A 17903-nucleotide genomic window follows, 5' to 3' on the forward strand; every position below is an offset into this window, starting at 1 on the left:
ATTGATTTCTATCTATGACCGTCGCTCGTTTTACTGTTGCCTATTGGTGCGTCTTGGTCGCCGCCGTTTTGCCCATTTTTTGCGCAGGAATTGCGAAATGGGCATGTTTGGGCTACCTGCCCGAGAAGGCGGCTTCGACAACAATCACCCTCGCGCTTGGTTGGCCAGCCAAGTTGATTGGCGCGCTCGAGCAAATGGTGCTCACTCGAATAGCTTCGAGGCGCTGCCCTTCTTCATTGGTGCGGTCATCATTGCTCACCAATTGGGTGCCAATCAACTGAGGCTGGATGTACTTGCCTTTTTGTTCATTGTGCTGCGCATGATGTTTTTGATGACTTATGTCGCGGGTTTGTCGAACGCACGCTCTGTTCTCTGGGCATTGGCATTTGCCACAAATATAGCCATCTTGTTTACCGGTTTACGGTAGGCCTCCGTGTAAACCCTTTCGGGAAGTTCCCGATAGTCATCAACTGCAAGTTGACTATCCTCAAGTTCATAACAAAAGTGAATTGAGGAGGGCGGTGAATGAGAGCGGAGGGAATCAATCGACGTGAATTCTCATTTAGGGCTACCTTGGCCGCGTCTGCGGTTGGATTCCGCCCCGCCTGGGCGCAGACTCGACTAGAGCGGTCAAAGGTCTTGATCGGCCTAGCTGGGCGATCCGAAATCAGTCTCCTGCCACTGGCCATTGCAGACCGCTTGGGATATTTCCGAGCAGAGGGCCTAGATGTTGAACTTATCGATTTTCCAAGTTCAGGAAGCGCTCTTCAGGCGCTTCTCAATGGGGCAGTTCATGTCAGCGCAAGCGGTTACGAGCAAATTCTGAATCAATCAGCGAGAGGCCATTTTCTGCAAAGCTTTGTCCTGATGGCTCAGTCTCCCGCTGTTGCTGTGGGAGTGTCAATACGCAATCTGCCTCATTTCAAGACGGTAGCGGATTTGAGGGGGAAGAAAATGGGGGTTGGTGCCCCTGGTTCAGCCTCACACGCCATCGCCCATTGGGTCATGGCGCGCGCTGGTTTGACACAGGGTGATGTCATGCTAGTTCACTTTGGCGGTGCGGCAGAGGCCTTGGCGGCCTTTCAACTCAATCAAATAGACGCCACCAGCTACGGCGATCCCATCGTGACAATGTTGGAGCAAAAACGGATTCTGCACCTCGTTGCGGACTCGCGTACCATGAAAGGGAGGCAAGCGCTTTTTGGCGGCCCGTTGCCCGGATCGTGTCTCTATGCTCACAGTGCGTTTGTTCAACAAAATCCATTGACTGCGCAAGCGATGACCTTGGCCGTTGTTCGCGCGTTGAGGTGGATTCAAACGGCAGGTCCCAGTGACTTGATGAAGGTGATTCCCGAGCCTTTTATGATTGGGGACCGTGCGCTCTACCTGACGGCGATTGGCAAGGGCCGTGAGGCGGTGTCTCCCGATGGAGTAATGCCAAAATCCGGGCCAATGTCTGCGTTTCGAGTATTTTCCGAGGTTGAGCCTGGTTTCGGTGTCGAGCGCATTGACCTCAGCAAAACGTATACCAATGAATTTGCAGCGGTGGCCAAGGCTCATTTCAAGGTCTGACCACCTGCAGCATTATTTTTTTGGTCTTCGTTTGGATTGACTGCTGGAGGACGACTGTGCTGTCGTCGCGGTTTTTACGCGAGTTTTGCTTTTGACCGCGCTTTTAGAGCGCGTGTTACTTTGAAATGGCAAGTACAGAACAACGTTTTGCCCCGACTTGAAAATGCTGGAGGTACTGATCTTGTTCCAATCAGCCAGACTCTCCGCGCTTACATTGTGGCGCCTGGCGAAGCTGGCGACCGAGTCCCGCTTGCCAGCTTTTCTAATTTGCCGTCGCAACTGAACCTCCGGCGCCAAAGTGATTTGGCCATTGTCGGCAATGCGCTCGCTGACGTCGGTGAGTAGCTTTTCTGGCCGGGGCACCAACAGGCTGGATCCCGCCTTGATTACGACTCTCGGGGGGATGTTGTTGATAGAGCGCAATTGTGCCTCGCTCATATTGACTTGGCTCGCAACCTCGGCGGGCTTCATCGTACGTGGCGCGACCCAAACAGTCCAACTGGCCAAACCGGTACCCCCATAGGCCTGCAAGTTTTGTTGAAAGACACTGGCGGTGTCCCACGGCAAAAGAATGGTCGGGGTGCCAGCTGCCAGAATGACAGGTCGATTGATTGACGGATTCAATGCCTTGAAGTCATCCAATGACACTTCAGCCAGTTTGGCCGCCAGTGCAACGTCAATATCGCGCTGAATGTCAACCATTTTGAAAAAGGGATGGTTGCCGATGTTGGGCAGTTTGGCGTTGAACGCACTGGGGCGCGCGACAATGTTTTTGATGGCTTGGAGCTTTGGAACGTAAAAGCGAGTTTCCATGGGCATCGTCAGGTCCAAGTAGCCAGTTGGCAGTCCGGCCCGCTTGTTTTTTGCTATGGCCCGGCTGACACTGCCCTCACCCCAGTTATAAGCGGCCAGCGCGAGATGCCAATCGCCGAACATCCCGTGTAGCTTGTCCAGATAATCAAGCGCGGCGCGTGTCGACTCCAGAACATCACGCCGGTCATCTCGAAAAGCATTCTGTTTCAGTTCAAAATACTTCCCCGTAGCGGGCATGAATTGCCACATGCCTGCAGCCTTGGCGGTAGAAACCGCCTGAGGGTTGAACGCGCTCTCCACAAAAGGAAGCAAGGCCAGTTCGCTTGGCATTCCTCTGCGCTCCAACTCTTCGACAATGTGAAACATGTACTTTCTGGAGCGTTCAGTCATTCGCAAGATGTAGTCTGGCCGGGATGCATACCAGGTTTCCCTGTCGGACACCAGATCTTGCTGCAGGTCAGGCATGGCGAATCCGCCACGAATTCTTTCCCACAGGTCTGCTGGCGGCGCCAACGGGGCAACAGCATTCGCTTGTGTGCGAATTGGCGTGATGGGCTGAAGGTCCCCAGATGGAAATAGTGGTTTGCGTATTTGCGGCGCTGTACGAGATTGTGGTGACACTGCAGACGGGTCGGCGCTTTCATCAACGGTTGGGCCAACGCTGGCGCAGCCAGTTAACCAGAGTAGGCTGGCGAGGCAAAGTAATTTGAGAATTTTCATTAAAAAGGATTCTTCCATTGCCGAAGTGCAGCAAAGACGCAGATGTCGTCTTTGGCCGTGGCGGCAAATGTTTGTGTGGCCGAAATCAGTGTAGATTTGCGGGCTCTTAAAAAAGGATTGATTAGTTTCTCAGTCCGAATGTTGCTCGGGAGAGTGGAGAGAAATTCAGCCCTCAGCCATCGGCAACTAGTCGTGTGGTCAATCAAATAACTGTCTTCTGGATCCGCTGCAGCAGCGAAATCCAAGTTGCTCAATGTGTATTCGTCAGTGCAGCAAACCGGGGTGTCCTCTGGTAGGTCGGACATGCTCCGAAGTGACTGCAGCATTTGGGCCGCCGTCTCCTCGAGTTGTCGATCGCATCCGGCGATAAACAGCGTATCACCACAAAGCAGAAGCGGAGCCCCATTGACCTGTTGGCAATAGTACGCAATGTGCCCTGAAGTATGTCCTGGCACATCCAAGACGTTAAAAGTCAGTCCCAACGCATGGACCTGCTCACATTCAGGCAGCCGAGTCAGCGACTCCGGCATTGGCTCCAGGGCGGGGCCAAAAACTTTGCACCCTGTATGTAGCCGCAACGCAACACCACAACGGGTGTGGTCGGCGTTATGGTGCGTGACTAGAATGAGCTCGAGCGTGACCCCCAATCGCTTCAAAGCGTCCATAACGGGATGTGCATCAACGGGATCAACCACCAAAGCTTGGTGGCCGTTGTGCAACATGCAAATGTAGTTGTCAGTAAAGGCGGGTAAGGGAGTTAGTTGCATGAACGATGAAATTATAGGTTTGCACCATTGGTTTCAAACGCCACCCGGGCGCTACCTACTCGCATGGGAGCGCGAGCAGCTTGATCAAGCGGTGTCAGACATCTTTGGCTTTCATGCTCTTCAACTTGGCCTGCCTGAGATCGATGCGCTTTGTAACAATCGGATGCCACATCGTTGGTTTGCGCATCATATCCCTACGGCTCGCGCGGACGTGGTGACAGATTTCTCTGCATTGCCTTTTCCTGAAAGTAGTCTGGACTTGGTGGTATTGCCACATTCACTTGAGTTGGCCCATGATCCGCACACGACACTCCGGGAAGTGGAGCGGGTGCTCGTGCCGGAGGGGCGAGTTGTCATTTGCGGGTTAAACCCGGCGTCTTTGTGGGGACTGAGACAGCGGCGCGCCCACCTGTACCATCGCATGGGCTTTGGGCACATGTTTTTGCCGGAGGCAGGGGAGTTCATTGGACACTGGCGTTTAAAGGATTGGTTGAGGTTGCTGGGCTTTGAGGTCGAAGTGTTTCGATTTGGCTGCTATCGACCTGCTCTGTCCAGTGAGAGTTGGCTGGAACGGTTTGCATGGATGGACATAGCTGGAGAACGGTTGTGGCCGATATTGGGCGCCGCTTACTTTGTGGTCGCTGTGAAGCGGGTGCGGGGAATGACGCTGTTGAACCCTGGCTGGAAGGCCACGCGGGCAATAGCCGCGTCCCCTGCACCGGTTGCGAACAGCTCGGGGTTGAACTTCAGAGGCCACTTAAAAGATGGTAAAAAATTCTAGATTGGAAGTATGGTTTGAACGCAATTGAAATTTACACCGATGGAGCATGCAAAGGAAATCCCGGACCGGGTGGATGGGGTGTCTTGCTGAAATCTGTAGACGCGCAAAAAGAGTTGTTTGGTGGCGAATTGGAAACCACCAACAATCGAATGGAAATGATGGCCGTCATTGAGGCCCTGTTAGCGTTGAAAAGGCCTTGTAACGTGACGATGCATGTCGACAGCCAGTATGTGCTTAAGGGGATCACGGAATGGGTGTCAGGCTGGAAAGCAAGGGGATGGAAAACGGCGACAAAGCAGCCAGTGAAGAATGTTGATTTGTGGCAACGGCTAGATGACTTGGTTAGCACATCTGGACACACGATTGATTGGCGTTGGGTTCGTGGCCACAATGGCGACCCAGGCAATGAACATGCCGATATGTTGGCCAATAGAGGCGTGGCGCAAGTCCTTCATCAGCGCTAGGAACGCCTGATTGGCGCGAATAGATGGTATGGACCGATGCGCATTGCGGGGTTCCATTCTGAAAAGCCTTAAAGATCAGTGGATGGTTGGTGTACCAACTGCCTTACCAAGGCAACTGGGATAAGCAAAAGTCTCCTCTTTTATTTATATTTGGTAACTCGAATATTTATGTTGCATTGCAACAAAAATATTGCATTGATGCGCGGTCCCCCTATAATTTAATCATGCTGCACTGCAACAATAATTAAACAAAGAGTTGGTTTCGGCGCAGATATTTTTTGACTTACCTCTATTGGAGATATTTTTATGTTGACCGTCGAACAAATCATGGCTTCCCACAAGGCAAACGTTGAAACACTGCTTGGGTTGACTTCCAAAGCTTTCGAAGGCGTGGAAAAGATTGTTGAACTCAATTTGACCGCTTCCAAAGCCGCGCTCGCTGAGACCAGTGAGAATGCGAAAGCCCTGCTCAGCGCTAAAGATGCGCAAGAGTTGATTGCACTTCAATCAGCCATGCTGCAACCCTTGGCTGAAAAGTCCGCAGCCTACAGCCGGCACTTGTATGACATTGCCTCCGGCTCAAGCGCTGAGTTCAGTAAAGCTTTTGAAGGTCAAGCAGCCGAAGCGCAGCAAAAGTTCATGGATTTGGTTGACAGCACTGCCAAGAATGCGCCAGCCGGATCAGAGTCCGCCGTCGCTGTGATGCGCAATGCGGTCACGGCTGCCAATAGTGCCTTGGAGTCAGTCCAAAATGCAGTCAAACAAGCCACTGAGGTTGCTGAATCCAACTTCAAGTCTGTGGCCACGTCCGCCGCTGATGTCGCTAAGCCGACTGCGAAAAAGCGCTGATTTACAACAATCGGACAAATATTTGTCTGTCAGGGAAAAAATGGGCATCAAACCCTAGAAAAATAGGGAAAACCCTGACATACTAGACTTAATAAACCTGTTCTTTTGAGCACGGTGTATTGGTTGTCTCCTCGGGTCCTTTCGAAACCTTCAGGTTCAGGGACTCCTTAAGGGCTAGTCGCAAGACTAGCCCTTTTTTTGTTTGAACCAGGGTCGGCAGTCTATTGCTGGATGATTCTTGGGTTGATGGAAATAGCCGGGAAGTGGGGCATTCTCATGACCGGACCTACACCGACTTATTTGCCCTTCACCGTACGATGAATGAGGTCAGCGCATTGCTTGACCAATGTCGGGCCTTTGTAGATTAAGCCTGTGTAAATTTGAACGACGTCTGCGCCAGCCTTGATTTTGCTGAGCGCATCTTCGGCACTTAGGATTCCGCCAACACCAATGATAGGAAACGCAGGGCCAAGCGCGGCGCGCAGTTGAGCGATAACGCGATTGCTCATGGCCAGGAGAGGTGCGCCTGAGAGTCCACCGGTTTCCTCGGCATGTGTCATGCCTTTGACAGCATCTCGACTTAGCGTGGTGTTGGATGCGATCACGCCATCCATGGCATGACGCTGAAGTATTGCGGCAATAGCGGACACCTGTGCTTCATCCAAGTCAGGGGCAATCTTTACGAACAAGGGCGTTCGCTTGCCGTGCTCGGCCGCTAATTTCTCTCTTTGCTGGGCCAATGCGCCAAGAAGTTGATCGAGGGCCTCATCACCTTGAAGTGCTCGGAGGTTCTTCGTGTTGGGGCTGGAGATGTTGATCGTCACATAGTCCGCGTACGGGTAGACGGCATTTAGACAGGTTATGTAGTCCTCTGTGGCGTTCTCGATGGGTGTTGCGGCATTTTTGCCAATGTTGAGTCCCAACAGCATGGCAGGCCCAGTCCCTGCATTTTTCTGGCGTTGTGCGTAGTGGGTCGATCGCTTGACGTTCGCAATAAAGGCCTCCAGGCCGTCGTTGTTGAAGCCAAGGCGGTTGATGAGCGCATTGGCCTTGGGCAGGCGAAACATTCTGGGTTTTGGGTTGCCTGGTTGACCTTTTGGTGTGACAGTTCCGACCTCAACAAAACCAAACCCCATGGCGCCCAGGCCATCGATGCACCGAGCGTTTTTGTCCAAGCCCGCAGCCAGTCCGACGCGATTGGGGAAGGTCAGTCCCGCCAACTTAACCGGATCTTCGATGCGACCATTGCAATAGGCCATCTGCAATGGGGTGCCTTGCGCCGCTGCAAGGCCGTGCAAGGTGATTTCATGAGCGGTTTCAGGATCCAGGCTGAATAAAAACGGGCGGGCTAATGCATAGGGGACGAGAGACATTGGATAATTCCTCCTTAAGGTTTGAACTACGTTTCCGCAACACACCCGATTTTCCCAGATGACCAATCAAAATTCACCATCCACCCCGCTTCTTTCTCAAGATGAACTTAAAACATTGGTGGGGAAAGCTGCGCTCAAGTATGTAGTGCCCGGCGAAATCGTCGGTGTTGGAACAGGTTCAACGGTCAATAAGTTCATTGATGCGTTAGCAACGATGAAAGATCAGATTAAAGGCGCGGTGTCGAGTTCGGTTGCCAGTACCGAGCGTTTGCTGGCATTGGGCATCCCCGTCTTCGATTGCAATGAGGTGTCTGAGCTGTCTGTGTACATTGACGGTGCCGATGAAATTGACGGACAAGGTCATATGGTCAAAGGCGGTGGCGCTGCGCTCACTCGTGAAAAAATTGTGGCGGCCCAATCTCGCCAGTTCGTGTGCATTGCTGACGATTCGAAGTTGGTTGAGACATTGGGTCGGTTTCCCCTGCCTGTCGAGGTCATTCCAATGGCCGCGCAGCAGCTAATTCGCCAATTTTCAGTGATGGGTGGGGTAGCGAAAGTACGACTCAAAGGCAACGCTCCGCTGGTGACGGACAACGGACAGTGGATTCTGGATGTGACTGGCCTGACTGTCACCGACCCCTTGGCTTTTGAGGCCAAGGTCAGTCAGTGGCCAGGCGTCGTCACCGTTGGCGTGTTTGCGTTCCAAAAGGCCAAAGTGTGCTTGTTGGGCACCGCCAGCGGAGTCAAAACAATTACCTACTAACTTTCAACCAATTCAGAATCGAATGCCAGCGGGATTCTTGCTGGTGTCTGGTGCGGGAGTAGATCGAGCTCTTGGCGCTGCGGTTGCTTCTTTTACATCAGTTGGGGTCGCCGGTTTTTTAACCACCACCAGTGGGGTTGCTGCCGGATTCTTATAGTTCGCGGGCAGGGCGGATGTCTTCGGATAGCCCGCCGCATTCAAGAACTGGGTCCACTCGGAGTCTGAATAGCCCTTCAATTGCTGGCCACCAATGGTTGCAAATGGAATGGTATTGGTACCGCTGATTCGTTGCAAGGCCTCGGCGTCATCGTTGGTGTTAACCGTCTTCTCGGTAAAGGGCACGCCACGACTGATCAACAATGTCCGTCCTGATCCGCAAGGGCCACAGTTGTCAGCAGAGTACAAAGTCACCGGGTATTTCGCAACAATCTGACGAAGAGCAAAGGGGAGGGCAGGGTTTGCGTTGTCAGCGGCGTTGGCCCCGATCTCTTGGGTCGTGGCGTTGCCAATATTGGCGGGGGGGTTGTCCGAAAAACTCACTTTTCCGTCAGGGCCCACCACGCGGTAAATCGTTTGGGCCGACGCTGGCCCGACAGAGATCCATGCAGTCAAGATCATGACCAGAGCAATTCGCGCGGTAGTCTTCATTGCGTTTTTCAAAGCGTGTCCTCATCAGGTTTGTTCTGCTGCCATGCCTTGGTGGCGAAGCAAGGCGTCCAGGGCAGGTTCGCGACCACGAAAAGCTTTGAACGACTCGATTGCCGGGCGGCTGCCGCCAGCCTCCAGAATGGCTTCCCGGTATTTTCTACCAGTCTCGGCATTTGGCAAGCCGTCCTTCCCAATGGTTTCCTCAAATGCTGCATAGGCGTCGGCGCTCAACACTTCTGCCCATTTGTAGCTGTAGTAGCCGGCCGAATAGCCACCAGCGAAAATATGGCTGAATGTGTGGGCCGGGCGGCTCCAGCTCGGCGGCTGAAGCACTGCGACCTCTTTGCGAACCTGGTTCAGCAATGGCATCACGTCATGTGTCGGGTTGTGGGTCGTGTGCAGCAGCATGTCAAACAGGGAGAACTCAATTTGTCGCAGCGTTTGCATGCCGCTCTGGAAATTCTTACCCGCCAACATTTTGTCGAAAAGCGCGCGTGGCAAGGCCTTTCCGGTGTCAACATGGGCGGTCATGTCCTTGAGAACTTCCCATTCCCAGCAGAAATTTTCCATAAACTGGCTGGGTAGCTCCACGGCGTCCCATTCCACGCCGCTGATACCGGAGACATCCCGTTCATTCACTTGGGTCAAGAGGTGGTGCAGGCCGTGACCGAATTCATGGAACAAAGTAGTCACGTCGTCATGGGTTAACAGTGGCGGTTTGCCATCCACTCCGTCCGCGAAATTGCAGACCAGATGCGCCACAGGGGTTTGCAACTGGTGGGTGTCGGGTCGCATCCAGCGGCCCCGAACGTCGTCCATCCACGCGCCACCGCGTTTGCCTTTGCGCGCGGCAGAGTCCAGATAGAACTGCCCCAACAGCTGGCCGGCACGCTCAATGCGGTAGAACTCGACGCCTGAATTCCAAACGGGAGTGGTGCCCCGCTCAATTTTCACTTCAAACAAGCTTTCAACAATTTTGAACAAGCCTGCTTTGACCTTGGGCGCTGTGAAGTATTGTTTGACTTCTTGTTCACTGAACGCGTAGCGGGCTTCTTTAAGCTTTTCACCGATGTAAGACCAATCCCACGGCTGAGGCTCTGGGAGGCCAGGGTGCTCCTTGGCGTATTCACGCAGGTCAGCCAAGTCTTGTTCTGCAAAGGGCTGTGCTTTGATGGCCAGATCTCGCAGGAAGGTGATGACGTGCTCGGGCGATTCTGCCATTTTGGGCGCTACTGACAGTTCTCCAAAGTTGCGGTAGCCCAGCAACTGAGCCTCCTCGAGTCGCAAAGCCAACATTTCGTTGATCAAGGCCGAGTTGTCAAACTTGCGGGTCGATTCGTCAGATTGATCCGATGCCCGCGTGACATAGGCGCGGTAAAGTATTTCTCGCAATGCACTGCTTTTGGCAAACTGCATGACAGGCAGGTAGCAGGGCAGTTTCAGGGTGAGCTTGAAGCCTTCCTTGCCTTCCGCTTTCGCGGCTGCGCGTGCGGCCTGCTTCACGTCGTCAGGCACACCGTTCAACTCATCAGCACTTGCGTAGTGTGCAAAGGCGTCGGTGGAATCAAGCGCGTTCTCGCTGAATTTTTGGCTCAGTTCTGCACTTCGCTCTTGAATGGCCGCAAAGCGATCACGAGCAAGGCCTGTCAATTCGGCGCCACCCAACACAAAGTTTCGAATCGCGTAGGTATGCGCCTGATGCTGCTCTGCGTTCAACGAAGCTGTGTCAATCGCTTTGTACTTGGCAAACAAGCGCTCGTCGGCACCCAGGCGGGTAAAAAACTCGGTGATCTTTGGCAGCGCTTCGTTGTAGGCCGCGCGCAACTCGGGGGTATCAGCCACACTGTTCAGGTGACTCACGGCGCCCCAGGCGCGCCCGAGCTTTTCCGTCGAGACGTCCAATACCGCCGATATGTCAGCCCAGCCAGCGGGGAAGTCTGGTGAGGTCACTTTTTCAAGAGCCTGGCTCGCGTCTGCCAGCAAAACCTCCAGGGCTGGTGCGACATGCTCCGGCGTGATTTGGTCGAACAGTGGCAGGTCGGTGAAAGAAAGCAGGGGATTGTTCATAAGCTCTATTTTGCGGCAAGGACCGTCAATTCAAGAGGCGCCCGGTTGAGGCGCCGTTCGTACCAATTCAGGCTGTGCGCTCGGCTGACTCCAGGGTGTTGACCAGCAGCATCGTGATGGTCATGGGGCCGACGCCACCAGGGACCGGCGTGATGAAGCTTGCCACTTCTTTCACGCCCGCAAAGTCCACGTCGCCACACAACTTGCCGTCGTCATTGCGGTTCATGCCGACGTCAATCACGATCGCGCCTGGCTTCACCATGTCGGCGGTCAGCACATTGCGCTTGCCGACGGCGGCGACCACCACATCAGCCTGGCGAGTGTGGAATCCGATGTCGGCGGTGCCACTGTGGCAGACGGTGACCGTTGCATTGGCTTGCAACAGCAGCATGGCCATGGGTTTTCCCACGGTGTTGCTGCGGCCGATGACTACGGCGTGCTTGCCACGCAAGTCGATGCCCGTGGTTTCGATCAGTTTCATGCAGCCGTAGGGTGTGCAAGGGCGAAAGCCCGGTTGACCGGTCATTAGCTCGCCAGCGCTCAAGGTGGCGTAGCCATCCACGTCCTTGGCGGTCGAGATCGCCTCGATCACTTTGTGCGGGTTGATGTGCTTGGGCAGTGGCATCTGCACCAGAATGCCGTGAATCGTTGGGTCGGTGTTGAGCGAGGCAATACGGGTCAACAGATCAGCCTCGGACAGCGCAACATCATATTTTTCAAAGACAGAATGCACCCCTGTGTCTGCACAGGCCTTGATTTTGTTGCGAACATAGACCGCGCTGGCAGGATCCTCGCCGACCAGAATCACAGCCAAACCAGGGGTGACTCCCTTGGATTTCAGCGCAACCACGCGGGTAGCAATGTCGGTTCTCATTTGGGTGGAAAGCGCGTTTCCGTCAATGTTTTGGGCGCTGACTTGATTGGTCATTACTTCAGTTCCATAAGTAAAAAAGCCCGCCAGCCCTTGTTAAAGGAGCGCGGGCAGCTATAAATTAGATAGCGCTATGCCTTGGCAGGTGTTTGGCCCAAAGCGATTTTCAGCAGGTCGGCCACGGTGTTGGCGTTGAGCTTTTCCATGATGTTGGCGCGGTGGGCTTCCACCGTCTTGATGCTGATACCAAGGTCATCGGCGATCTGCTTGTTCAGGCGTCCCGCAACAATGCGCTCCAGCACTTGAGATTCCCTCAGCGTGAGGCGGGCAATCAAGGCGTCTCGGTTTTGGGCTATTTGGTAGTCTGCAAAGGCTTCGGTGGCGTGATCGAGCATTCGTTCGACCAAACTGAGCAATTGCTCTTCTTTGAAAGGCTTCTGGATAAAGTCCATCGCGCCTTTTTTCATGGTGTCGACCGCCATTGGCACATCGCCATGGCCGGTGATAAACACAATGGGCAAGGGGGAGCGGTTTTCGATCAGGCGGTTTTGCAACTCCAGCCCGGTCATGCCACCCATCCGAATGTCCACAATCAGACAGGCGACTTCACGGGCGTCATAGCGACTCAGAAAGGATTCGGCTGATTCAAAACAGCGAACCCTGTAATCTTTGCCTTCCAATAGCCACTGTAGCGAATCTCGAACGGCTTCGTCATCGTCAACAACGTAAACCGTTCCTTTTTTAGGTATCAAACTCATATTCAGCTCTGACGTCCTTGTTTTTCAGTGGGCAGGGGCTCTGGGATGGGGATCCAGAACGTGAAGCTACACCCTGTTACTTCTGCACCATTGTAGAGGTTCTCCGCTTTCATCCTTCCCTGATGCGACTCAACGATGGAGCGGCACAGGCTCAAACCAATTCCCATGCCGTCGGATTTGGTGGAGTAGAAGGCTTCATAAAGGCGGGGCATGGCCTCTGCCGAAATGCCGTTACCTGAGTCGGTCACCATGAACTCAATCACCGGTTTTCCCTCGACTTGAGCGGATGCAACCCGGAGCTTGACAAGGCGGTGTGCGGTGGGGCGTTGCGCGGCGTCTACCGACTCTGCAGCGTTCTTCAGCAGGTTTAACAATACCTGCTCAATCAAGATGGGATCGACCATCGTTTGAGGCAAGCGGGGTGCGACATAGTGCATCAAACGCACATTGCGGCGTCGCATTTCCATCTCGGCGAGTTCCAAGGCTTCGCTGACCATGCCTGCCACGCTGGACATGGAACGATTGGGCTCACTTCGTTTCACAAAGGAGCGAATGCGCTGAATGATTTGCCCCGCTCGCTGGGCCTGTTTGGCAGTTTTTTCCAACGCACCCAGCAAGTCCTCCTCGCTGATTTGCTGAGCTTTAATGCGTGAGACCATGCCGTTGCAATAGTTGTTGATGGCTGTCAATGGCTGATTCAACTCATGGGCCACGCTGGATGCCATTTCTCCCATCGTGATCAGCCGGCTGGAGGTTTGTGCGCGCTCGGCTTGCACCGCAGCTTGTTCCTCGGCGATGCGCCGTGCAGTAATGTCGGTTGCAATCACCATCTGCGCCAGGCGCCCGTCCACCCAACTCAAATAACGGGAGCGGACTTCAAGCCATTTCCCCAAGTCCACCAGAAAAATCTCCGCACTTTCGGCCTCGTTGTCAGGAAGCAGGCTGGTGGGTAGTCCGGCAAATGCATCCACGCTGTCTAGCGCGTCATCGTTGAGCGGGGGTACCGGCACGCCAGCTTCGGCGACCAATTGAAGGTGCCCCATGGTTTGGGTGCCAAACCACTGTCGGTAGAGTTTGTTGGCGAATAACAATTCATTGCTGCCCAAAGGGGCCACGGAAATGGACGCATCCAGTGCTTCAAGGACGGTGGTAAAGCGCTCGTGCGAGGCAGACAGTTGCTCCCGAATGCGGTTCGGTTCGGTGATGTCCGTCATTGACGTCATCCAGCCGGTTTGAGCGCCACGCGCGTCAATGAGCGGGGAGACGTAGAGCCGGGCATCAAACAAGGTGCCGTCGCGTCGTTTGATTCGTACTTGAATGCCACCCGGTTGGACGCGACCCGCGAGCTCGTCTTCAAGCCGAGTGCTCAATGCATCGTGGTCGTCTTCGGGCCAGTAAGGGAAGGGTGCCGTCCGCCCGACAAGGTCGGATTCATTCCAGCCCGTCATCTGACAAAAGGCAGTATTGACATAAGTGATGCGACCTTGCATGTCCAGGGCCCTCATGCCGGTCAGAATAGAGTTTTCCATGGCGCGGCGAAAGCTGGTTTCCAGCACCAGCGCCTCCTGGGTCCGCAGCCGGCGCCGGGTGTGGCGCCAGTTGGCAATCAGCATCCAGGCGGTCATCAGACTCAAGACGATGACCAGCCAAAACAAACCACTACCGACAACACCTAAGGAGGTACGGTACACCTGCCCACGGATGATGAGTCCATTTCCGACTGGGGAGACCGGAACCTCATACGCATTCACCGAACCGGTCCAAGGGAGCAGGCGAGAGGCCGGGCCTCGTGGCGTGATCACCGTGCCGGCCAGCATGTTGCCTTCGCTGTCATGAAACGAGATGGCATATCGCGCAGAAACCTCGGCCGGCACGCCATACCTGAAGAGGGCATCGACGGAATACTCCGCCATTACAACGCCGGCAAATTTGGCCCGATCATTCAATGGAATATGCAGCTGCAGCATGGCGGGCTGGTGGGCTACCGCAATGCCTTGGGCATAAATGATTTGGCGAAGATCCCGAGCCAGTTTAAAGATATTTTCGGTATCCCCTCGAATCAAGGTGTTGTTCGTACCTTTGAGTTGAGCGCTAGAGAGGTTGGCGGTCCCGGCACTGGCCTTGATTCGTTGTCGCTCATCAATCCAGGTCAATGAACGAAGTTCCGGGTATTGATTGACCATGGTCATGGCCCGGTTTTGGAATTCATCAACGTCGAGTTCCCGGTTGGAAACCTCTTTGGCAAGGCGCATGATTTGTTCTTGGCGTTCCAGCAAGCGCAGACGCAATCGTTGCTGTGTGTACTCGACGTCGCGATTCACCGCTTCTTGCTCGCGGTCTATCTCTTCAATACGTAGGTAACCGAACGCGGTCACGATGGCTGCCAAAAACAGCATGACGGCGGCCAATGGGGCCAATACAGCGAAGCGGTCTTGGCGTTGGGGGGGGAGCTTTTGCCACCACTCGCGTAGTCTGTCCCACACGGTGTAGTCAGTTGGTTCAAGGGTGGAGTTGTGCGAGGGAATCGGCATCTGTTGAGTGTAGGGGACGGCGAGTTTTGTGGCCGTCAAGCTTCGGTTCTTTAAGTTAAATATTTCATAATGTGAATGTTAAAAGCATTATTTGAAATTTAAAAGAAGGTGTGACAAAATAGATACGCTGTACTAAATTACCCAAAACAAAGGAGCGCCGCATGTCAGTAGTACCAGAGAACGGTTTCGGATCCACCCCGGCCGATGTAGATAGTCAAGAAACGCGAGAGTGGATGGACGCTTTGTCCGCCGTGATTGAAAAAGAAGGGCCTGAACGGGCGCACTATCTACTGGAGCAACTGCTGGAGCATGCGCGTCAAAGCAGCATCGACATGCCGTTCTCGGCCAACACGGGCTACGTGAACACCATTGAGCCCGATCAGGAAGAGGCCTGCCCCGGTAATTTGGAGTTGGAAGGCCGCTTGCGCGCCTACATGCGCTGGAACGCCATGGCCATGGTGGTCAAAGCCAACCGCCATTACCCTGCCGATGGTGGTGACCTGGGTGGTCACATTGGATCGTTTGCCTCGCTCGCCCATATGTTTGGTGCGGGCTTCAACCACTTTTGGCATGCCGAAAGTGAAAACCACGGCGGCGACTGCCTCTACATTCAGGGACACGTGTCACCCGGCGTTTACGCCCGCGCTTACCTTGAGGGGCGCCTGACTGAAGAGCAGTTGCTCAACTTCCGCCAGGAAGTGGATGGCAATGGCCTGTCCAGCTATCCGCACCCAAAGTTGATGCCCGAGTTTTGGCAATTCCCCACCGTGTCCATGGGCCTGGGCCCATTGATGGCGATTTACCAAGCCCGTTTCCTGAAGTACCTGCATGCCCGTGGCATTGCCAACACTGAAAACCGCAAGGTTTGGGTGTTCTGCGGTGACGGCGAGATGGACGAGGTGGAGTCCCTGGGCGCCATCGGTTTGGCCGCGCGTGAGAAGCTGGACAACCTCGTGTTTGTCGTCAACTGCAACTTGCAGCGTCTGGACGGTCCGGTACGTGGCAACGGCAAGATCGTGCAAGAGCTGGAAGGCGAATTCCGCGGCTCCGGCTGGAACGTTATCAAACTCTTGTGGGGCAGCCAATGGGATCCGCTGTTGGCCCGCGACAAAGACGGCGCGCTGCGCAAGCTGATGATGGACACGCTGGATGGCGACTACCAAGCCTTCAAAGCCAATGACGGCGCTTATGTGCGCAAGCATTTCTTCGGCCGTGACCCGCGCACGCTGGAGATGGTGTCCAAGATGAGCGACGACGACATCTGGGCGCTGCGCCGCGGCGGTCATGACGCCAAGAAGGTCTACGCCGCTTACCACTCGGCCGTCAATCACAAGGGCCAGCCCACCGTGTTGCTGATCAAAACCGTCAAAGGTTTTGGCATGGGCAAGAGCGGCGAAGGCAAGAACAACGTTCATCAGACCAAGAAGTTGACCGACGAAGACATCAAAACCTTCCGCGACCGCTTCAATATCCCGATTCCTGACAGCCAGATTGCAGACATTCCGTTCTACAAACCGGCCGACGACACACCCGAGATGCGTTACCTGCACGAGCGCCGCAAGGCACTGGGCGGTTACCTGCCGCACCGTCGTGTCAAGTCCGATGAGCAGTTCACTGTGCCGTCCTTGGAGACCTTCAAGACGGTCATGGAACCCACGGCTGAAGGGCGTGAAATCTCCACGACCCAGGCCTATGTGCGTTTCCTGACAACGTTGCTGCGCGACAAAGCACTGGGTCCCCGCGTGGTGCCTATTCTGGTGGACGAGGCCCGTACCTTTGGTATGGAAGGCCTGTTCCGTCAGATCGGTATTTACAACCCAGAAGGTCAGAAGTACACCCCGGTCGACAAAGACCAGGTCATGTACTACAAGGAAGACAAAGCGGGCCAGATTCTGCAAGAGGGCATCAACGAGGCCGGCGGCATGAGCAGCTGGATCGCAGCGGCCACCAGCTACAGCACCAACAACCGCATCATGGTGCCGTTCTACGTGTACTACTCGATGTTCGGCTTTCAGCGTGTGGGTGACTTGGCGTGGGCGGCTGGCGACATGCAGGCCCGCGGCTTCTTGCTGGGGGGCACGTCCGGCCGTACCACGCTGAACGGCGAAGGTTTGCAGCATGAAGATGGTCACAGCCATTTGTTGGCCAACACCATTCCCAACTGCGTCAGCTACGACCCAACTTTTGCGCACGAAGTGGGTGTGATCCTGCACCATGGCCTCAAGCGCATGGTGGAAAAGCAGGACAACGTGTATTACTACATCACCCTGCTGAATGAGAACTACGCCATGCCAGGCCTCACCGCTGGCACTGAAGAGCAGATCATCAAAGGCATGTACATGTGCAAGCCCGGTGCCACTGACGGCAAGGGACCACGGGTTCAGCTGCTGGGTTCCGGCACGATTCTGCGTGAAAGCATGGCTGCTCAAGAGCTGTTGGCTGCGGACTGGGGCGTCACTGCTGACGTCTGGAGCTGCCCAAGCTTCAACGAATTGACCCGTGACGGCCAGGACTGCGAGCGTTACAACCTCTTGCACCCAGCGGATGCACCGCGTGTGCCGTTCGTCGCGCAGCAGTTGGAAAAGCACGAAGGCCCCGTTGTGGCGTCGACCGACTACATGAAGGCTTATGCTGACCAAATTCGGCAGTTCATTCCGAAAGACCGGACCTACAAGGTCTTGGGCACCGACGGTTTTGGCCGCAGTGACTTCCGCAGCAAGCTGCGGGAACACTTTGAGGTCAACCGCCACTACATCGTGGTTGCTGCCCTGAAGGCATTGAGCGAAGATGGTACTGTGCCTGTGTCCAAAGTGGTTGAGGCCATTGCCAAGTACGGCATCCAGACCGACAAGGTCAATCCGCTGTACGCATAAAAACTGCAGGGTAAACCGAGCTTTTGGGCCGGTTTTCCCTGAATCAAAAAAAG

General features: G+C 54.6%; 14 protein-coding genes and 1 pseudogene. 7 read left to right on the top strand and 8 right to left on the bottom strand.

Annotated elements, in window-relative coordinates; all coding sequences use genetic code 11:
* Positions 1-14: 14 nt before the first annotated feature.
* Positions 15-427: pseudogene (locus tag J8G15_RS03385) on the top strand (MAPEG family protein).
* A 98-nt stretch (positions 428-525) separates the two neighbouring features.
* Entirely contained in the window at positions 526-1572 is a 1047-nt protein-coding gene (locus J8G15_RS03390; RefSeq protein ID WP_210546148.1) for an ABC transporter substrate-binding protein, read from the top strand.
* Between the two features lie 12 nt (positions 1573-1584).
* Here the strand turns inward: J8G15_RS03390 and J8G15_RS03395 are convergent, their stop codons facing one another.
* Both J8G15_RS03395 and gloB read right to left on the bottom strand, forming a co-directional pair.
* Positions 1585-3105, bottom strand: coding sequence for a transglycosylase SLT domain-containing protein (locus tag J8G15_RS03395; protein ID WP_210546149.1), 1521 nt, complete (start codon positions 3103-3105; stop codon positions 1585-1587).
* The gene (gloB, locus tag J8G15_RS03400; RefSeq protein WP_370627481.1) at positions 3105-3827 is read right to left on the bottom strand and encodes a hydroxyacylglutathione hydrolase; all 723 of its coding nucleotides are present in this window, start codon (positions 3825-3827) and stop codon (positions 3105-3107) included. The genes J8G15_RS03395 and gloB overlap by 1 nt, the downstream gene beginning before the upstream one ends.
* A gap of 43 nt (positions 3828-3870) precedes the next feature.
* Here gloB and J8G15_RS03405 point away from each other — a divergent pair, with 43 nt between their 5' ends.
* From J8G15_RS03405 to phaP, 3 genes are all read left to right on the top strand, one after another.
* Complete coding sequence (locus J8G15_RS03405) at positions 3871-4653, top strand: class I SAM-dependent methyltransferase (protein WP_210546152.1); 783 nt, start codon at positions 3871-3873, stop codon at positions 4651-4653.
* A gap of 14 nt (positions 4654-4667) precedes the next feature.
* Positions 4668-5117: a ribonuclease HI gene (gene rnhA, locus J8G15_RS03410; protein WP_210546154.1), complete on the top strand. Its 450-nt coding sequence runs from the start codon at positions 4668-4670 to the stop codon at positions 5115-5117.
* A gap of 306 nt (positions 5118-5423) precedes the next feature.
* Positions 5424-5966: a phasin family protein gene (phaP, locus tag J8G15_RS03415; protein ID WP_210546156.1), complete on the top strand. Its 543-nt coding sequence runs from the start codon at positions 5424-5426 to the stop codon at positions 5964-5966.
* Positions 5967-6262: 296 nt separating this feature from the next.
* Here phaP and J8G15_RS03420 read toward each other — a convergent pair whose 3' ends face one another.
* On the bottom strand, positions 6263-7339 hold the full coding sequence (locus J8G15_RS03420) for a quinone-dependent dihydroorotate dehydrogenase (protein WP_210546157.1): 1077 nt from the start codon (positions 7337-7339) through the stop codon (positions 6263-6265).
* Positions 7340-7397: 58 nt separating this feature from the next.
* On the opposite strand from J8G15_RS03420, the gene rpiA reads away from it, so the two are divergent.
* Positions 7398-8102 carry a ribose-5-phosphate isomerase RpiA gene (gene rpiA / locus J8G15_RS03425; RefSeq protein WP_210546159.1) on the top strand — a complete coding sequence of 235 codons (705 nt, stop codon included), beginning with the start codon at positions 7398-7400 and terminating at the stop codon, positions 8100-8102.
* Positions 8103-8114: 12 nt separating this feature from the next.
* Here the strand turns inward: rpiA and J8G15_RS03430 are convergent, their stop codons facing one another.
* From J8G15_RS03430 to J8G15_RS03450, 5 genes are all read right to left on the bottom strand, one after another.
* Positions 8115-8720: a glutaredoxin family protein gene (locus J8G15_RS03430; protein WP_240538538.1), complete on the bottom strand. Its 606-nt coding sequence runs from the start codon at positions 8718-8720 to the stop codon at positions 8115-8117.
* A gap of 54 nt (positions 8721-8774) precedes the next feature.
* A complete protein-coding gene (locus tag J8G15_RS03435) occupies positions 8775-10817 on the bottom strand; it encodes a M3 family metallopeptidase (RefSeq protein WP_210546161.1) in 2043 nt (680 codons plus the stop codon).
* A gap of 67 nt (positions 10818-10884) precedes the next feature.
* Positions 10885-11745: a bifunctional methylenetetrahydrofolate dehydrogenase/methenyltetrahydrofolate cyclohydrolase FolD gene (gene folD / locus J8G15_RS03440; RefSeq protein WP_210546163.1), complete on the bottom strand. Its 861-nt coding sequence runs from the start codon at positions 11743-11745 to the stop codon at positions 10885-10887.
* 74 nt (positions 11746-11819) lie between these two features.
* Entirely contained in the window at positions 11820-12446 is a 627-nt protein-coding gene (locus tag J8G15_RS03445; protein ID WP_210546164.1) for a response regulator transcription factor, read from the bottom strand.
* Between the two features lie 2 nt (positions 12447-12448).
* Positions 12449-14977, bottom strand: a complete 2529-nt coding sequence (locus J8G15_RS03450; protein WP_210546167.1) for a PAS domain-containing sensor histidine kinase — start codon at positions 14975-14977, stop codon at positions 12449-12451.
* A gap of 161 nt (positions 14978-15138) precedes the next feature.
* On the opposite strand from J8G15_RS03450, the gene aceE reads away from it, so the two are divergent.
* On the top strand, positions 15139-17850 hold the full coding sequence (gene aceE / locus J8G15_RS03455) for a pyruvate dehydrogenase (acetyl-transferring), homodimeric type (protein ID WP_210546169.1): 2712 nt from the start codon (positions 15139-15141) through the stop codon (positions 17848-17850).
* Positions 17851-17903 lie beyond the last annotated feature (53 nt).

Source organism: Rhodoferax sp. PAMC 29310, assembly GCF_017948265.1.
Taxonomy (GTDB): Bacteria; Pseudomonadota; Gammaproteobacteria; order Burkholderiales; family Burkholderiaceae_C; genus Rhodoferax.